Annotated in this window: 11 protein-coding genes; 7 read left to right on the top strand and 4 right to left on the bottom strand. The window is 71.6% G+C overall.

The features are described 5' to 3' along the window. Nucleotides 1–38: 38 nt before the first annotated feature. The 6 genes from A176_RS16745 to uvrA are packed head-to-tail and all read left to right on the top strand — an operon-like array spanning nt 39 to nt 10,116. Entirely contained in the window at nt 39–1,247 is a 1,209-nt protein-coding gene (locus tag A176_RS16745; RefSeq protein WP_002639355.1) for a TolC family protein, read from the top strand. Further along, entirely contained in the window at nt 1,244–2,359 is a 1,116-nt protein-coding gene (locus A176_RS16740) for an efflux RND transporter periplasmic adaptor subunit (protein WP_002639354.1), read from the top strand. Before A176_RS16745 ends, A176_RS16740 begins: the two co-directional genes overlap by 4 nt. Beyond that, nucleotides 2,356–5,445, top strand: a complete 3,090-nt coding sequence (locus tag A176_RS16735; RefSeq protein ID WP_002639353.1) for an efflux RND transporter permease subunit — start codon at nt 2,356–2,358, stop codon at nt 5,443–5,445. Before A176_RS16740 ends, A176_RS16735 begins: the two co-directional genes overlap by 4 nt. A gap of 22 nt (nt 5,446–5,467) precedes the next feature. Further along, nucleotides 5,468–6,151 carry a response regulator transcription factor gene (locus A176_RS16730; RefSeq protein WP_002639352.1) on the top strand — a complete coding sequence of 228 codons (684 nt, stop codon included), beginning with the start codon at nt 5,468–5,470 and terminating at the stop codon, nt 6,149–6,151. Further along, the gene (locus A176_RS16725) at nt 6,148–7,509 is read left to right on the top strand and encodes a sensor histidine kinase (RefSeq protein WP_002639351.1); all 1,362 of its coding nucleotides are present in this window, start codon (nt 6,148–6,150) and stop codon (nt 7,507–7,509) included. Before A176_RS16730 ends, A176_RS16725 begins: the two co-directional genes overlap by 4 nt. A 54-nt stretch (nt 7,510–7,563) precedes the next feature. Then, complete coding sequence (uvrA, locus tag A176_RS16720; protein WP_044890494.1) at nt 7,564–10,116, top strand: excinuclease ABC subunit UvrA; 2,553 nt, start codon at nt 7,564–7,566, stop codon at nt 10,114–10,116. A gap of 73 nt (nt 10,117–10,189) precedes the next feature. On the opposite strand, the gene A176_RS16715 is transcribed toward uvrA, so the two are convergent. After that, nucleotides 10,190–12,328 carry a methyl-accepting chemotaxis protein gene (locus A176_RS16715; protein WP_002639349.1) on the bottom strand — a complete coding sequence of 713 codons (2,139 nt, stop codon included), beginning with the start codon at nt 12,326–12,328 and terminating at the stop codon, nt 10,190–10,192. A gap of 346 nt (nt 12,329–12,674) precedes the next feature. On the opposite strand from A176_RS16715, the gene A176_RS16710 reads away from it, so the two are divergent. After that, complete coding sequence (locus A176_RS16710; protein WP_002639347.1) at nt 12,675–13,538, top strand: 2-oxo acid dehydrogenase subunit E2; 864 nt, start codon at nt 12,675–12,677, stop codon at nt 13,536–13,538. Between the two features lie 37 nt (nt 13,539–13,575). Here A176_RS16710 and A176_RS16705 read toward each other — a convergent pair whose 3' ends face one another. From A176_RS16705 to A176_RS16695, 3 genes are read right to left on the bottom strand one after another with little or no spacing between them, the layout of a single operon-like run. Further along, nucleotides 13,576–14,622 carry a formylglycine-generating enzyme family protein gene (locus A176_RS16705; RefSeq protein WP_002639346.1) on the bottom strand — a complete coding sequence of 349 codons (1,047 nt, stop codon included), beginning with the start codon at nt 14,620–14,622 and terminating at the stop codon, nt 13,576–13,578. Continuing rightward, nucleotides 14,619–15,875, bottom strand: a complete 1,257-nt coding sequence (locus tag A176_RS16700; protein WP_002639345.1) for a radical SAM protein — start codon at nt 15,873–15,875, stop codon at nt 14,619–14,621. The genes A176_RS16705 and A176_RS16700 overlap by 4 nt, the downstream gene beginning before the upstream one ends. Further along, the gene (locus A176_RS16695) at nt 15,872–16,471 is read right to left on the bottom strand and encodes a hypothetical protein (protein ID WP_044890440.1); all 600 of its coding nucleotides are present in this window, start codon (nt 16,469–16,471) and stop codon (nt 15,872–15,874) included. Before A176_RS16695 ends, A176_RS16700 begins: the two co-directional genes overlap by 4 nt. Nucleotides 16,472–16,624: the final 153 nt, after the last annotated feature.

The following is a 16,624-nucleotide window of genomic DNA, read 5'->3' as shown; positions in this document are numbered from 1 at the left end:
AGCGGCGTGGGCGCGCCCTCTCTAGGGTGCGCCGCATCATGTGGGTGCTCCTCGTCACGCTTCTCGCCGCGGCTCCCGCGTCCGACTCCCAGCCGCTCTCCTTCGAGGAGGCCCAGGCCCAGGCCGCGAAGGCGGCGCTGCCCGCCAGCCTGGCGCGCGCCGTGGAGACGCGGCGGGTCTGGGACACGCGGCTGCCGGCGCTCGCCGCCAACCCAACGCTCAGTGTGATTCCCGGGCGCCGAGCCCAGCCCGACGGTCCGGGTTTCGAAATGACGGTGGGGGTGGAGCAGCCGCTCTTCCTGTCGAACCTCGCGGGCGCCCAGCGCGACGCGGCCCGTGCGGAGACGCGCGCCCTGGAGAAGGAGGCCGTGGCCGCGCTGTTGGATCGGCGCCTGGAGGTGGCTCGGGCGTGGCTGACGCTGTGGGCCGCGCAGCAAGCCGCTGCCTCGGCCGCGCAGGAGGCGGAGCTGGCGGGCACGCTCCGGAAGTCCGTGGCGGAGGCGTTGGCCCTGGGCGGCGCCACCCGGCTGGAGCTGGCGGAGGCGGAGGGCTTCGAGGCGGAGGCGCGGCTCGCCGGGCTCTCCCGGGACGCCGAGGTGACTCATGCGCGCCTCTCGCTGGCCGTGTTGTTGGGCCGTCCTCCCGCCGCGGCGCTGGTGGCCGCGGACGCCCTGCCGGTGGTGGCGCTGCCGCCTGCCTCCGAGGAAGCACGGTGGCTGGCGCGCGCGGGTGAGTTGCCGGAGGCGGAGGCGCGGCGCCTGCTTGGCGCGGCGGAGCGGGCGCGGGCGGCGGAGGTCCGCGCCGCGCGAGGCTGGCAGGTGACGCTCGGCGCGCAGGGCGTGCGCGAGTACTACGGCGGCGTCAGTGGCCTGTTGATGGTGGGCGTGACGCCGCCCGTGTTCGATTCGGGGCAGCGCGAGCGCGGGGCCCTGCTGGCCGCGGCCGAGCGCCTGGACGGCGAGGCGCAGGAGGCCGCGGTGCGCGCCGCCGCCGAGCTGGCGCTGGCCTTCCACGAGCGCGAGCACGCCGACGCGCAACTGTCCCTCGTCGAGAAGTCCCTGGTGCCCACGGCCGAGGAGGCCGCGCGGCTGGCCGATGTCCTGCTGCGTGCGGGCCAGAGCACGCTTCCCGATGTTCTTCGTGCCCGCCGTGCCCGTGCCGCCGCCCATGCGCGGCTCGCGTTTGCCCGGAGCGAGGCCTCGCTCGCCGCCGCGCGGCTCCACCTCTTGCTTTCCGCTCTGCCATGACGCTCTTCGTCCGACGCCTCGTCACCGTGCCGCTGCTCGTCCTGGGCGCGGCCTGCACTTCGAATCCCTCCACCACGCCAGCCCCCGCTTCCGAGCCGCCACCGCGGTCCTCCGCGCCCTCCGCCTGGGTGCCCGTGCGCGCGGCCTCACGCGTCGCCCTGGTGGACGCACCCGCCGTGGTGCTCTCCGGCCCGGACACCACCGCGGCGCTGACAGCGCCGTTCCGCGCGCGGGTCCAACAGGTCCGCGCGCGCCCTGGCCAGAAGGTGGAGCAGGGGGCGCCGCTCATCGAGGTGTTGATGCCGGAGGTCGTGGAGTCCGCGGGCGCGGCCAGCGCCGCCGCGCTTCGGCTCGAGGCCTACTCGCGTCAGGTCGAGCGGCTGGAGGCGCTGCACGCCCAGGGCCTGGCGAAGCTTCCCGAGCTGGCCGACGCCCAGACGCAGCAGGCGGAGGCGCGCGCCGCCCTGGTCGCCGCGCACGCCGTCCTGCGCGTGGCCGGCATTTCGCCGGGGGAAGCTCGCGGCGTGGCCGAACGGGGCACCGTCTGGCTCAAGAGCCCCATTGCCGGCGTCGTCACCGAGGTGCGCGCGGTGCTGGGCGAGATGCAGCCAGAGGGCGGTGGCGCCTTGGCGCGCGTGGCGTCGGATGGCCCGACGCGCCTGGAGGCCCGGTTGTCCGTCCGGCCTCCCGAAGGCGCGACGTTCGCCTTCGTGTCATCCCTGGGCGCGCCCACGCCGGTGCGGCTGGTGGGCCAGTCGCCCCAGGTGGACGCCGCTGACGGCACGTGGCGCGCATGGTTCGAGCCCGAGGAGGGCGTCGTCCTGCGCGCGGGCCTGGGAGGCCGCCTGCGCATTCACGCATCGGCGGAGGAGGACACGGTGCTGGTGCCCGCGCGGGCCCTGGCCTTCGAGAAGGAGCGGACCCTCATCTTCGTGCGTGGGGGGGATGGAAAGGCCGTGCGCCGGGAGGTGTCGGTGCTCGCGACGTCGGGCGCCGAGGCGCTCGTGAAAGGCACGGTGTCCACCGGGGACTCCGTCGCGGCGGATGGCGCGGTGTTGCTCCTGGACGCACAAGGCCAGGAGGGCTCGGGTGGGAATGAGGTGGCGCCGTGATTGAAGCCCTCGTCCGCCTGTCGGTGCGGCACCGGGCCTGGGTGCTCGCCTTGACGGGGATGCTCGCGCTCGCGGGCGTGGCGGTGTCGCTCCAGTTGGAGCTGGACGCGATGCCCGACATCACCACCAACCAGGTGCTCGTCCTCACGCGCGCGCCCGGCCTCACGCCCGAGGAGGTGGAGCGCCTGGTGACGCGGCCCGTGGAGGTGGCCCTGGGCGGCATGCCCGGACTGGAGACGCAGCGCAGCTTGTCGCGCTACGGCCTCTCCTCGGTGACCGCAGTCTTCGCCGACGCCGTGGACCCGTACCGTGCCCGGCAGTTGGTGCAGGAGCGGCTCAACGTGCTCGGCGCGTCGCTGCCGCCGGGCGTCGACCCGCCGGAGCTGGGCCCGCTCACGGGCGGCCTGGGTGAGGTGTTCCACTTCACGCTGTCCTCGCCCGAGCGCACCGGGGCGCAGTTGCTCGAGCTGACGCAGCTTCGGGTGGGGCCCCGGTTGCGCTCGGTGCCCGGCGTGGTGGAGGTCAACAGTTGGGGCGGGCAGCAGCGCACGTTGGAGGTGCGCGCGGACGCGGTGCGGCTGGCTCAGCGCGGCGTGACGTTGGCGCAGCTTCGTGACGCCCTGGAGCGCGCCACGGGCAGCGCGCCGGGCGCGAGCCTCCCGGTGGGCGAGCGCCATGTCCTGATTCGCGCGGTGGCGAGGCCTCGCGTGCCCGCGGACCTGGCGGAGGCGCTGATTCCCCGCGTGGGCGCGCCGGCCGTGCGGCTGGGCGACGTGGCCGAGGTGACGGAGGGTGCGCTGCCACGCATCGGCAGCGCCACCTCCAACGGGCGCGGCGAGACGGTGTACGTCATGGTTCAGATGCTGCGGGACGCCAACGCGCTCGCGGTGACGGGGGACATCTCCGCCGCGCTTCCCGAGGTGCGGGCCCTGCTGCCGGAGGACGTGCGCCTGGACGTCGTCTACGACCGCGCCACGCTGGTGCGCGGCACCGTGCGCACGGTGGGGAAGAACCTGCTGGAAGGCGGCTTGCTCGTCGTGGGCGTGCTCTTCCTGCTGCTGGGGAGCGTGCGCGCGGGTCTGCTCGTCGCGTCCGCCATTCCGCTGTCCATGCTGGGGGCCACGGCCGCCATGGTGGCGCTGGACATCCCCGGCAACCTGATGAGCCTGGGCGCCATCGACTTCGGCCTGCTGGTCGACGGCGCGGTGGTGATGGTGGAGGGCCTGTTCCACCGGCTGGCCCACCTGTCGCCCGAGGAGAAGAAACGCGAGCCCCGGGAGCACGTCGAGGAGACGGCCGTGTCATTGGCCCGGCCCGTCTTCTTCTCCGTGCTCATCATCCTGTTGGTGTACCTGCCCATCCTGTCGCTGCGGGGCGTGGACGGGAAGATGTTCCGGCCCATGGCGATGACCGTCGTCTTCGCGCTCGCCACCGCGCTCGTGTTGTCGTTGACCTTCATCCCCGCCGCCGCGAGCTGGTTGATTCGGCCCGAACACGTCCCCGCGCGCGAGCCGCTGCTGGTGCGCTGGTTCGAGCGGCTCTATGCGCCAGTGCTCGGCCGCAGCGTGCGCTCGCGCATCCCCGTGGCGGCCGTCGCGCTCTTCCTGCTCGGGACGGGCGGCTGGCTGTTCGCCCGCGCGGGCACGGAGTTCACACCCCAGTTGGATGAAGGGGACATGGTCATCCAGACCACCCGCGCGCCGGACATCAGCCTGGAGGCCGCTGTCGTCGAGGCCGGGCGGATGGAGCGCACGCTGCTCGAGGGAATCCCGGAGGTGCGGCAGGTCGTCTCGCGCGTGGGCAGCCCGGCGGTGGCCACCGACATCATGGGCCTGGAGATGGCGGACGTCTTCGTGTCGCTGGCGCCGCGGGATGCGTGGCGTCCGGGGCTCACGCGCGAGTCCCTCATCGCGGAGATGGAGCAGGTGCTCGAAGCGGGCGCCCCGGGCGGCGAGCCCTCCTTCACCCAGCCCATCCAGATGCGCTTCAACGAGCTGCTGGGTGGCGCGGTGACGGACGTGGCGCTCAGCATCTACGGCGAGGACCTGGGCGAGCTGAGCCGACTTGCGCGCAAGGCGGCGGCGATGTTGAGCGAGGAGCCCGGCGCCGTGGACGTGCGTGTCCTCGCGCCGCCCGAGGTGCCGCTCTTCGAGGTGGCGCCCCGGCCGCTGGACTCGGCGCGCGCGGGGCTGGGCGCGGTGGACGTGCTGGAGGTGGTGCGCGCGGTGCGCAGCGGCGTGGAGGTCGGCGCCACCTGGGACGGCGCGGTGCGGGTGCCCATCGTCCTGCGGTTGACGGGGGCGCAGGACGCTTTCTCGCTCGCCGGCTTGCCCGTGCCCACCGACAGTGGCGGCCTGGTGTCGCTCTCCCGCGTGGCGGACGTGCGCCTGACGTCCTCGCCTGGGTTGGTCAGCCGGGAAGGGGGGCAGCGCCGCCTGGTGGTGGGCTTCAACGTGCGCGGCGCGGACCTGGGCACGGTGGTGGCGCGGGCGCGCGCGCGGGTGGAGCAGTCGCTCGCTCCGCCTGATGGCTACCGGCTGACCTGGGGCGGCCAATACGAGACGTTGACGGAGGCCCGGCAGCGGCTTTCGCTGGTGCTTCCCGCCGTGGCGGTCCTTATCTTCGCCGTGTTGCTGTTCGCCTTCCGCCGGATGCGCCCCGCGCTGGCCATCTTCGCCAACGTCCCGTTCGCCTGCGTGGGCGGGATGATGGCGCTGGCCGTGCGCGATTTGCCCGTGTCCATCTCCGCGGCGGTGGGCTTCATCGCGTTGTCCGGCATCGCGGTGCTCAATGGCGTGGTGCTGATGTCCCGCGAGCAGCGGCTCGAGGAGGAGGGCCACGCCCCCGCGGAGGCGGTGGTGCTGGCGGCGCGTGAGCGGGCGCGGCCCGTGCTCATGACGGCGCTGGTGGCGGCGCTGGGGTTCATCCCGATGATGCTCGCCCAGGGCGTGGGCGCGGAGGTGCAGCGGCCCCTGGCCACGGTGGTGGTGGGCGGGCTCGTGACGTCCACGTTGCTGACGCTGGTCATCCTGCCCACGCTCTATCCGTGGTTCGCGGGAGGCCGCCGCGCCGGAGCCGGTGCATGATGGCGCCAAGGAGGGCGGTTCCTTGAGGCTGTTGCTGGTGGAGGACGAGGAGCGGATGGCGAACCTGCTGCGCCGAGGGCTCGGCGAGGAGGGCCACCTCGTGGACACCTGCCGCACGGCGGAGGACGCCCTCGACCAGGCGGGGGAGGTGGCCTACGACGCCATCATCCTCGACTGGGCGCTGCCCGGAATGGACGGCGTGGCCCTGCTCCGGCGTTGGCGCGAACGGGGCCTGACGACGCCCGTCCTGATGCTCACCGCCCGGGGCACGGTGGGGGAGCGGGTGACGGGCCTGCGCGCGGGCGCGGACGACTACCTCGTGAAGCCCTTCGCCTTCGAGGAGCTGCTCGCCCGGCTGGAGGCGCTCCACCGGCGCTCCGAGGGCCAGGCCCAGACGTGGGCGGTGGGCCCCATCCACATCGATGCCCGGCGGCGGACGTTGACGTGCGAGGACCGGGAGGTGGCGCTCACCGGCCGGGAGTTCGCGCTGCTGGGCGAGTTCGCCTCGCGGGCGGGCGAGGTCCACACGCGCTCCAGCCTGCTGGCGAAGGTGTGGGGCCCCAGCTTCGATGGTCCGCCCAACATCGTGGATGTCTATGTGGGGTATGTGCGCGCGAAGCTCGCGGAAGTGAAGGCGGACGGCGTGTCCATCCAGGCGGTGCGTGGGGTGGGCTTCCGGCTGGTCGTCGAGGGTTCCAACAAGTGAAGCTGGTCCGCCGGATGTGGCTGTGGGGCGCGGTGGTGCCGGTGGTGGCGGTGGCCGCCGCGCTGGGCGTCGCCGTCCAGGTGTTCCGCGTGGTGCTCGAGCGCGCGTTGGATGAGGCGCTCCTGTCGCAGGCCGCCGCGGAGAGTGTCAGCCTCTTCGATGCCCCGGACGGCCGCCCGCACCTGCACGTGGAGCCCTCTCCCCTGGCTGGCGAGGTGCGCGCCTTCGTGCCCGCCACGCGGCTGTATGGGCCGGATGGGACCTTGCTCGGCGTCTTTCCTCCTGAATCGCCCACCGTCTCGGACCGGGTGGTGCCGGAGCCGGGGCCCACGTCCCGGCTGGAGACGCGGACGCTCGTCTCGGGCCAGCGGGTTCGCGTGCTGACGGTGCAGGTGCGTTCACCCGAGGGCGTGCCCCACGTCCTCCAGTTGGTGGCGTCCCTGGCGACGGTGGACCAGCCGGTGGGCACCTTCACCTCCGTCGCGACGGTGCTGGCGCTGCTCCTGGGCGGGGTGTTGATTGGCATCCAGGGGTGGCAGGCGAAGGGGCTCGCGCGCCGGCTGCACGGCATCGCGGAGCAGGTGGTCCGGTCCAGGGACGGCGGCGTGGTGTCCCCCGCGTCCGCCAGTGAGCCTCGCGACGAAATCATGGAGGTGCACCTCGCCCTGGCCGACGCGTCGCTGCGAGTCCGGGCCGCGCGCGAGGCCCAGGAGCGGCTCATTGCCCGCGCCGCGCACGAGCTGCGCACGCCCCTGGCGTTGATGCGCACCGGCCTGGACCTGGCGCTGCGGCGTGAGCGCGGGGCGGAGGAGCTGCGCACCGTGCTGGAGGAGAATCGCCGGGAGGTGGACCGGCTGGCCGCCGTGGCGGATGCGTTGTTGGAGCTGTCCGCCGCCGGGGGCGCCGCGCTCGACTTGCAGGACGGTGACTTGCGAGGGCTCCTCGACGATTCCGCGGCGGGGGCCCGGGCGGAGGCGGACCGGCGCGGCGTGGCGCTGCGGGTCGAAGGCCCCACGGAGGCGCCGTGCCGGATGGACGCCATGGCGGTTCGCCGGGCGGTGGACAATCTGCTCGCCAACGCGCTCCGCTACGCGCCACGCGGGTCCACGGTGTGGTTGGAGCTGGCACGTCGCGACGCTCAATGGGAGGTCGCGGTGCGGGACGAGGGCCGGGGCATCCCGGAGATCCACCGCGAGGACGTCTTCACGCCGTTCCACCGCCTGGAGCGGGACGCGGGGGGCGTGGGGCTGGGTCTGAGCCTCGTGCGAGAGGTGGCGCGTGGACACGGGGGCGATGCCCATGTCGCCGAGAGCACGGGCCCCGGCGCCCGGCTGGTGTTGACGCTGCCCATGCGTTGACGCATCGGGTAGAACGCCGCCGCGTTTTTCCTCCGACATCTGAGCGTGGTGGGCATGGCCAGGGCGCGTCGTCCGAAGCAGGGTTCCGAGTCGTCTCCCCCGGCCAGCGCCGGTTTCGTTCAGGTGCGTGGCGCGCGCGAGCACAACCTGAAGAACGTCGACGTCGAGATGCCGCGCGACGCGCTGGTCGTCTTCACGGGCGTGTCGGGTTCAGGCAAGTCGTCGTTGGCGTTCGGGACGCTCTACGCCGAGGCCCAGCGGCGCTACTTCGAATCCGTGGCGCCCTACGCGAGGCGCCTCATCGACCAGGCCGGCATCCCGGAGGTCGACGCCATCGACGGCTTGCCTCCCGCCGTGGCGCTCCAGCAGCACCGGGGCGCGCCGACGACCCGCTCGTCCGTGGGCAGCGTGACGACGTTGGCGAACTCGCTGCGGCTCCTCTACTCGCGCGCGGGGACCTATCCGAAGGGCCAGCCGCACCTGGATTCGGACGCGTTCTCGCCCAACACGCCCGCGGGCGCCTGCCCCCACTGCCATGGCCTGGGCCGCACCTACGAAGCCACCGAGAAGTCGATGGTGCCGGACGACACGTTGACCCTCCGGGAGCGCGCCATCGCCGCCTGGCCGCCCGCGTGGCACGGTCAGAACCTGCGCGACATCCTGGTGACGCTCGGTTACGACGTGGACCGCCCGTGGCGCGAGTTGCCCAAGAAGGACCGCGACTGGATTCTCTTCACGGACGAGCAGCCAACCGTCCCGGTGTACGCGGGCTTCACGCCCGCCGAGACGCAGCGGGCCCTCAAGCGGAAGGCGGCTCCCAGCTACATGGGCACCTTCACGGGCGCGCGCCGTTACGTGCTCCAGACGTTCGCCACCACGCAGAGCGCGATGATGAAGCGGCGCGTCTCCCAGTACCTGGTGAGCGGTGACTGCCCGCAGTGTCACGGCAAGCGCCTGCGCCGCGAGGCCCTGTCCGTCAAGTTCGCGGGGCTGGACATCGGCGAGCTGTCGCGGCTGCCGCTGAGCGAGCTTTCGGACCTGCTGACGCCGGTGGCGGAAGGGACGGCCCAGGACGTGGCGGCGCTCGCGAAGGCGCACCCCGAGAAGGTCCTGGTCGCCCAGCGCATCGCGCGGGACGTCCTGGCGCGCGTCAGCGTGTTGACGGAGCTGGGGCTGGGCTACCTGGCACTGGAGCGCAGCACGCCCACGCTGTCGCCGGGGGAGCTTCAGCGACTGCGGCTCGCCACGCAGGTGCGCTCCAACCTGTTCGGCGTGGTGTACGTGCTCGACGAGCCCTCCGCCGGCCTTCACCCCGCGGACACCGAGGCGCTGCTGCGCGCGTTGGACCAGCTCAAGGGCGCGGGCAACTCGCTGTTCGTGGTGGAGCACGAGGTGGACGTCATCCGCCACGCGGACTGGATTGTCGACGTGGGCCCCGAGGCGGGCGAGCAGGGCGGACGGGTGCTCTACAGCGGGCCGCTCGACGGGCTGGCGTCGGTGAAGGCGTCCCACACGCGGCGCTACCTGTTCGGCGACGCCAAGGCGCCCCACCGGACGCGCCGCTCGCCCAAGGGGTGGCTCTGTCTCCAGGGCGTGTCCCGCAACAACCTGCGCGAGCTGGATGTCGAGTTCCCGCTGGGCGTCCTCACCACGGTGTCGGGCGTGTCTGGCTCGGGCAAGTCGAGCCTCGTGAGCCAGGTCCTGGTGGAGCTGGTCGCCAGCCACCTGGGCCATGAGGCGCCGCTGGAGGACGACGAGGGCGAGGAGCTGGAGCGCACCGTCGTGAAGACCACCGGCGGCCGGATTGCCTCGGGCATGGAGGGCATCAAGCGGCTGGTCCGCGTGGACCAGAAGCCCATTGGCCGCACGCCGCGCTCCAACCTGGCGACGTACACGGGCCTGTTCGACAGCGTCCGCAAGCTCTTCGCCGCGACGCCCACCGCCCGGGCTCGTCGCTACGACGTGGGCCGCTTCTCCTTCAACGTGGCCAAGGGCCGCTGCGAGACGTGCGAGGGCGAGGGCTTCGTCAGCGTGGAGCTGCTCTTCCTGCCCAGCGTCTACGCGCCGTGTCCCACGTGCCAGGGCGCCCGGTACAACGCGAAGACGCTGGAGGTTCAATACCGGGGCAAGAACATCGCGGAAGTGCTGGGCCTGACGGTGGACGCCGCCCACGACTTCTTCAGCGAGGAGCCCCTGGTGCAGCGTCCGCTCGCCGTGCTGCGGGAGGTGGGCCTGGGCTACCTGCGCCTGGGGCAGCCCGCGACGGAGCTGTCCGGTGGCGAGGCCCAGCGCATCAAGCTGGCGACGGAGCTTCAGCGGCCTCAGCGGGGCAACACGCTCTACGTCCTGGACGAACCCACCACGGGGTTGCACCCCTCGGACGTGGACAAGCTGATGTCGCAGCTCGAGGGACTGGTGGCGGCGGGCAACACCGTCATCCTGGTGGAGCACGACATGCGCGTGGTGGCCGCCAGCGACTGGGTCATCGACATGGGACCGGGCGCGGGGGGCAAGGGCGGGCGCGTCGTCGTGGCCGGCCCCCCCGAGGTGGTGGTGGAGCAGCCCTTCAGCGCGACCGCGCCCTTCCTGGCGCAGGCGCTGCGCTGACAGCGCCCACGGAGGTGGCCTCCGAGCCGCGGCGAGGATGCCGCGAGGCCCGGAGGCGCACCGGAACTGCGTTCTAGCGAGGCTGCGCGCCGGGGACGGACAGGCCTTCCGCCTTGAGCGTCTGGCTGGCCATGGAGGACATGCTCTCCGCGAGCGTCTGCACGGAGCGGGTGGCCTCCTGCGTCTCCTGCACCGTCTTCAGCGTGCGCTGCATCTGGCCGGACAGCTCCTGGATGGCCTGCGCCATTTGGTGCGTGCCCGCGTCCTGCGCGCTGACGGCGGCGGTGATCTGCCGCACGCTGGAGCTGGTGTCGCCAATCATGTCGGCCAACTGCTGGAACTGCGCGCTGGAGGTACGAACGGCGTCGAGGCTCTGCTTGACGCGCTCGTCGCCCTTCTCGCTGGAGCGCGCGGCCTCACGCATGCTGTTGCTGACGCCGTCGAGCACCTCGCGGATGCGGTGCGTGGCCTGGATGGACTGGTCGGCCAGGCCGCGCATCTCGCGGGCGACGACGCCGAAGCCCCGGCCGCTCTCGCCGCTGCGCGCCGCTTCGATGGCGGCGTTGATGGCCAGCATGTTGGACTGGTCCGCGAGGTCCTTCACGGAGTCCACGATGCCGGAGACCTCGCGAGTGCGCTCGTCGAGCGCGAAGATGCGCCGGGCCATGTCGGACACCTCGGTGCGGATGGCCGCGAGGTCCGACAGGGTGCGCTCCAGGGCCGCCGTGCCTTCGCGGCCCACCAGCTCGGCGCTCTCCGCCGAGGACGCGAGCGCGCTGGCCTTCTCCGCCGTCATCTGCGAGCTGCGGCGGATCTCCTTCACCGTCTGCTCCGCCTCCTGGAGCGCCACGGCCTGACGGCTCACGCCCTCGGTCTGCTCATCGCTGGAAGCGCGGAGCTGCTGCACCACGGTGGCGAGCTCGCCGGCGCCGTTGCCCATGCGCTCGGCCAGGTTGCGGACTTCCTGCGCGCGCGCCTCCAACTGGTGGGTGTGCGCTTCCAGCGTGCGCACCACCTGGATGGAGCGGCGGGTGACGATGCCCAGCAGGGACATGACCAGCGTGACGTAGCCCCAGTGCGTGACGTTGCCGATGTTCCAGCTCACCAGGCCGATGACGGGGAGGATGGTGATGACGATGGAGAGCACCAGTCCCGCGAAGCCGCCCACGAACAGGCGCGCGTCCGGGTTGCCCATCCACGCCTGCACCACCGCCACCACGAGCACCACGACCAGGGTGAGGACGGCCAGGGGCAGGAAGGGCACGAGGATGCGCTGGCCAATGCCCAGGTCCATCAGCGAGGCCAGGGCGCACACCGCCGCCACGGGGGTGAACACCGTCGTCGCGCGTTGGAACCAGCCGCGCCGGTTGTCGAGCAGCGCGTCCGACACGAACTCCATCAATCCGGCGACGAGCAGGAAGATGCCTACCGTGGTGCCCAGCGTCGCGGGGCCCGACGTGCCCCAGAGCGCCATGGGCATGCCGCTCAGGCCCAGCAGGATGGCGCCGCCGCTGCCCGCCGACACGGCCAGGCCGGCCAGCATCCGCCGCCGCCAGTGCAGGGCGAATGCGCCGCCCGCGCCCAGCGACACCGCGAAGAGGAGGCAGGCGACGACGAAGGCCGCCTCGCCCTGGCGCGTGACGAACACGAGCAGGTCGTAGCGCGCGCCCACCTGCGCGGCCTGGAACACGCCGATGTTGGGGTTGTTGGATTGGATGCGCAGCAGCACGCGCTTGCCTTGGACCTCGCGCGGCAGCGGGATGAGATGCCAGGAGAGGTTCTCGCTGATCTCATGCGTGTTCGTGCGCAGCTTGCCGTTCGTGTAGATGTGCTTGCCATCCACGTACGCTTCCATCGCGTGGGTGACCTCGCCCAGGTACAGCGCGGGCTCGGTCCAGCCACCCTCGGGAATCGGGATGCTGAGCCACATGAAGGTGTTGTCGCCCCGGCCTTCGGGCGTCACCAGGGCCGGCGTCGTGCGCCAGTCCTTCGTGTCGCCCGCCTCCTTTGCCCAGAGGAACGCGCCATCCGATGCCACGGGGGAGTCCCCCCACCGGAAGCGCCAGCCGTCGAGCACGTTGACGGGAGAAGGCCCCGACTCCGCCGCTTGGGCCGTGGAGGTCAGAGCGAACATCAGCAGAAGCGCGGAGCCCAGCAGGAAACGCGTGGGCGCTACGAACGCACGCACGGAGCAGAAGCGGAAGCCAGCCATGGAGTGCGTATGGTCTTCCGTCTGGACCCCGGATGTAAATGGGTCTTCCCGACCTCTCCCGAGAAACAACTGGCGTTGCTTGGAATTGACGTCCCGAGTGCACGAGCGAGCCAGTGAATGCCTTTAATTTTCCGTTTCCGGCGAATTCCTGGCCCGCGCCAGCGCCCGCCAGGGCCAACCCCGGAAGTCGTGGTGGGTGGGGCGCGTTTCGCGGGCCTGTGAGGGCGGGTTTCCGATCGGGTCTGAACGGCGACCCAGCGCGTCATGTTGAGTCGGGAGCGAGCAGGCGGAGCGAAGGCGCCTGCCGGCCTTCCCTTGAGGTGGGGCGAGCGGCGACACTGGGGCCATGGCGCATCTGGAGTTGATCCCCAAGCGGGACCTGTCGAGCTTTCGGAAGCTTGCGATTGGCAGTTGGAAGACGGCGTATGATCCCACCGTCTACGGAACGCTGACCGTCCGCATGGACAAGGCGATGGCCTACATCGAGGCCTTCCGTCAGCGGACCGGCATCCGTCTCACAGTGACGCACCTGGTGGCCAAGGCCATGGGCGAGGCGCTGCGCCGTTGCCCGGACGCCAACGCCATCCTCCGCTTCAACCGCATCTACCTGCGCCAGCGGGTGACGCTGTCCACGCTGGTGGTCCAGACGGACGGCGGCAAGGTGGACCTCACGTCGGCGCGCATCGAGGACGCGGACAAGAAGAACCTGAAGGAGATCGCCAACGATCTGGAGGAGGCGGTCCGCCGCGTCCGCGAGCGCCGCGACGTGGCGCTGGAGAAGGGCAAGGGGACCATCCAGAAGATTCCCTACCTCTTCCTCAACACCTTCACCTGGCTCTTGTCCTTCTTCATGTACACGCTGAACCTGGACATGAGCCGGTTCGGCATGCCGAAGGACGCCTTCGGGTCCGCCATCATCACCAACGTGGGCTCGCTGGGGCTGGACACGGCCTACGTGCCGCTGGCGCCGTACACCCGCGTGCCCATCTTCGTCGCGCCCGGCGCGGTGAAGGAGGTCCCCGTGGTGGAGGACGGCAAGGTGGTGCCGGGCAAGGTGATGAACATCAACGCCACCTTCGACCACCGCTTCATCGACGGTTTCCATGCGGGCGTGCTCGCCAACACGCTGCGGGAGATGCTGGAGAATCCCTTCGAGAGCTTCGATGCGCTCCCGGAGGCGGCGACCGAACCGGTCGCCGCGGTCGGCTAGTTTCGCGGGCGGCGGGCCCCGTCGCCGGGGCCTCGCGTCACCGCCGTGCGGGCATCCGGACCAGCCGGAAGCCGATGGTGGGGGACTGGCCTGAGTCACTCGCGGACCGGAAGCTGACGCGCAGTGCTTCCGCGCAGTCCGCCCAGGCGCCTCCGCGCAGCACGTGCGCGAGCTGCTCTGGCGCTTGACTCAAGACGGTGGCCGGTCCGGTGCCGTGGCCCGGCGTCGCATAGGCCTGCGCGTCGTAGGCGTCCTGGCACCACTCGCTCACGCCACCGGCCATGCTGAACAGGCCGTAGTCGTTCGGCGGGAACCCGCGCGAGGGCCGGAGCGAGAAGTCTCCGAAGCGATCGAAGTCCGCGTGTCGGCTGTCGGGTGGCGCGTCTCCCCATGGGTAGCGCGCGCGCTGGAAGCAGCCTCGGGCCGCGCGTTCCCACTCCGCCTCGGTGGGCAGCCGGTAGGTGATGGATGGGGTGCTGATGCGGCGGGCGAACCCCTCCGCGAGCGCGTGATCGACCGCGACCATGGGCTTCGTGCTGTACCGGTACGGGCCCGCGCTCGTGCGTTCGGGGGCCCCGAACATCTCTTGGGACGACTTGCGCTGGCCGTCGCGGGGCCGCCAGGCGTTGGGATCATGGGCGTGCCAATCCTGCCTGGCTTGGACCGTTGCGTCCTCGCAGTACTGGAGGCGGACTCGCGAGTCGAAGGCGTACTTCAGGGGCGCCTCCAGTCCCTCGACTTGGTCCGCCGTGGGGAGCTCGGATGGGTCGGGCCACCCCAGCAGCCGCGTGAAGTCGCTCCAGCTCAGCGGCACCTCGCTCATCCAGAACCCGGGCAGCGCCACCGCGTGTTCCGGCCGCTCGTCGGGTTCGCCCTCATGGCTGCCCATGATGAAGGTGCCCGCGGGGATGTAGCGGAACCGGAGCCCCTGTTCGACCACGGCAAGCTGATTCAGGACGTCTCGGAGCAGCGGCACGACTTCCACTCGTGCTTGAAAGGCGACCGCGTCCAGCGTGGCGGCAGCGCCTTCGAGGTCGCCACTCGCGCGCTGCAGGCGGGCACGTGACAGGGCGGCGGCGATCATCGGCGGGGTCCCCGCTGTGCCTGCGCCTGTGCCTGCCAGGGGTCTTCCGCGAACGCGGAGCCGTTGAAGAACTGCGCGCGGGCGCGGCACCCGCCCGTGAAGCGGTCTCCGGCCTGCTGCGCGCGCAGCCGCATGAAGGCCTGTCCGTCCCGCCAGATGTCCTCGAAGGGCCGTGCCCGGATGTTGCCGGCTTCGAACGCGCGGCCCAGGAAGCTGCAGGGGTTCACGTTGCCCTGCACGGACACGGAGGCCACCGTGTTCGCCGCGCCGCAGCCCGGCCCCTGCGTCACCACGCCGCGCAGCGCTTCTCGGGCCGACGGGCTGAAGGGGTCGATCGCGAACAGGTCGGAGTCCGCCTCGACGTGCTCCAGCCGCTCGAGTGCGTCCACGTAGCCCTCGAACGTGGGCATCAGCTCCGGGTGCTTCACGGCCGTGCCCACGGGGTAGAGGGGACGGAAGACGGCGGTGTGGGCGCCCACCTTCCGGGCCAGCTCGACGCACGCCTCGACCTCCGCCACGTTGTTGCGCGTGAGGGTGAAGGCGAGCGTGAAGCGCGCGTGTTGGCCGAGCAGGGCGAGCTTTTCGACCACCCGGTCGAAGACGCCAGCGCCGCGGACCGCGTCGTTCGTCACCGCGTTTCCGCCCTCCAGCGAGACGTTCAGCCAGACGAGTTCGCGCTGGCCCAGCTCGCGGGCCCACCGTTCATCGATGAGCAGCGCGTTGGTGGTGATGCACGGATGGAGGCCGTGGCCGGTGGCCGCGTCGAGGATGTCCAGCAGGTCCTTGCGCATCAACGGCTCTCCGCCCGTGAGCCCCAGGCGGAAGCTCCCCAGCGCCGCGAGCTGCGCGAAGAGGCCGTCCATCTCCTTCACTGACAGCGGGGACTGATTGCGTGGCAACTCACCCGCGAAGCAGTGCGAGCACGTGAGGTTGCACGCACCAATGACCTCCAGGTGGACGGCGAGCGGGCCCAGGAGATGGTCCGCCGGGGGAGCAGCGCGGTCGATGCGCGCCGCCGCGAGCCGGCCATCCATCCGCAAGTAGCCCTTCTGGCTCAAGTGCCGAACGAGTCCCTCGACGGCGTCGCGTGATGCCTCGGACGCTTCGTCGATGACGTCATGGGCGGGGCGCTCCGTCAGTCGGCCGAGCACGTCGGCCGCGTCCGCGTCGAACGGCAGGTACCGCGACGAGCGCCGGTCGAAGAGCAGGGCGCCGAAGTGCTGCGGGATGAGCACCAGGGAAGGGCGGCTCATGAGAAGCCCTTGTCGTCCAGGTGGAAGGACCAACGGACCCAGGCCATCGCCGCCGGTGTTTCCACTCCCAGTCCTGTGACGTCCTTCCGCAGCCATTCCCAGAGCCATTCCTGCGACGACGGGGCCGGTTTGGGAACGGGGAGCGCCACCATGGGCGCGAAGTCCGAATCGAAGAACCCTGGGTGCCGCCATCCATCGTGCGGCGGCCGCGTGGAGGCCTTCCACTGGCCATTCGCTGACGACGCGGCCACCGGGTTGGAGGCGGTGGAGATTTCGGGGTTGAGCTCGGCCTTCATCAAGACGAAGCCCGCGCTGCCAGGTGCGTCGGCCTGGAAGGACACGACGTGGGGGCCAGGTGTCAGCGTTGTCCGCTGCTCCACCAGGGGCTTCCCGTCGAGGCACAGGTCCTTCGCGCCACCGGCGACATACACCCTCAGTGAGATACCGATGGGCGCGCCGGGCTTCCGCCAGCGCAGCACCACGCCGCCGCAGCCCGCCGGCACCTCACACGAGCTGTGCACCTCGAGCGCGAGGTGGTTGGACGTCTTTCGGTACCGGGACAGCGCGTTGAGGCGGAAGTCGTCTGAGTCCGACATGCTGGGGTTCTAGCGCAGTCGCCATGGGCCTCTGAACCGAGTGGACCGGTGGCGCCGGGCGCCTCTGAACCGAGCAATCACGGTATTCGCGGCAAAGGGCCGGTCCGTTGTCGGACATCAGCGGAAAATTGCGCGTGGCGTACGCAACCCGCC

The sequence above is a fragment of the Myxococcus hansupus genome (assembly GCF_000280925.3).
Lineage (GTDB): Bacteria > Myxococcota > Myxococcia > Myxococcales > Myxococcaceae > Myxococcus > Myxococcus hansupus.
This window is presented reverse-complemented; position numbering and strand designations above follow the sequence as displayed.

What these genes read in the sequence shown, in the direction of transcription:
- A176_RS16740 (WP_002639354.1), top strand. Translation starts at nt 1,244, where the DNA reads ATGACGCTCTTCGTCCGACGCCTCGTCACCGTGCCGCTGCTCGTCCTG.
- uvrA (WP_044890494.1), top strand. Translation starts at nt 7,564, where the DNA reads ATGGCCAGGGCGCGTCGTCCGAAGCAGGGTTCCGAGTCGTCTCCCCCG.
- A176_RS16695 (WP_044890440.1), bottom strand. Translation starts at nt 16,471, where the DNA reads ATGTCGGACTCAGACGACTTCCGCCTCAACGCGCTGTCCCGGTACCGA.
- A176_RS16700 (WP_002639345.1), bottom strand. Translation starts at nt 15,875, where the DNA reads ATGAGCCGCCCTTCCCTGGTGCTCATCCCGCAGCACTTCGGCGCCCTG.
- A176_RS16705 (WP_002639346.1), bottom strand. Translation starts at nt 14,622, where the DNA reads ATGATCGCCGCCGCCCTGTCACGTGCCCGCCTGCAGCGCGCGAGTGGC.
- A176_RS16745 (WP_002639355.1), top strand. Translation starts at nt 39, where the DNA reads ATGTGGGTGCTCCTCGTCACGCTTCTCGCCGCGGCTCCCGCGTCCGAC.
- A176_RS16710 (WP_002639347.1), top strand. Translation starts at nt 12,675, where the DNA reads ATGGCGCATCTGGAGTTGATCCCCAAGCGGGACCTGTCGAGCTTTCGG.
- A176_RS16715 (WP_002639349.1), bottom strand. Translation starts at nt 12,328, where the DNA reads ATGGCTGGCTTCCGCTTCTGCTCCGTGCGTGCGTTCGTAGCGCCCACG.